The following is a 598-nucleotide window of genomic DNA, read 5'->3' as shown; positions in this document are numbered from 1 at the left end:
CATAGCCCTGTGCCTCCACCAGCTCCCGGGTCTGACGCATGATCTGGTGCCCGCGCATCGTGATGGAGGACGCGAGCCGGGTGTCAAAGAACCGGCAACCGCTGGAGCCGAGCACGCCGTAGAAGGCGTTCATGATGATCTTCAGGGCTTGGGACAGCGGTGCATTGTGTTCGCGCTTGGCCACTTCGCGGCCTTCGGAAACCCGCGTGACGATAGACGGCAGGCAATGCCGGGTGCGGGAGAAACGCGCACCGCGAAAGCCTTGCACCGAGTCGCTGTCGTCGGGATGTTTGAGGCCTTCGATCAAGCCCACCGGGTCGATCAGGAAACTGCGGATGATCGACGGGTACAGGCTTTTGTAGTCCAGTACCAGCACCGACTCATAGAGACCGGGACGCGAGTCCATGACGAACCCGCCGGGGCTGGCCTGGGGTGGCTTGTCGCCGAGGTTGGGCGCGACGAAGCCCTGGCGGTGCATCAGCGGCATGTAGAGGTGGGTGAACGCGGCGACCGAGCCGCCATTGCGGTCGGCCGGCAGCCCGGTGACGCTGGCGCGTTCCAGCAGCAACTTGAGCAGCTCGGTCTTCTCGAAAATCCG

1 protein-coding gene is annotated in these 598 nt (G+C 64.2%); it reads right to left on the bottom strand.

Going from position 1 to position 598, the window contains the following annotated elements:
• Positions 1-598, bottom strand: a 598-nt coding sequence (locus tag AC0L3B_RS38230) for a DNA polymerase domain-containing protein (RefSeq protein ID WP_473382719.1), incomplete at both ends; no start/stop codon positions are given.

The organism is Bradyrhizobium sp. Kon56 (assembly GCF_055807635.1).
This window is presented reverse-complemented; position numbering and strand designations above follow the sequence as displayed.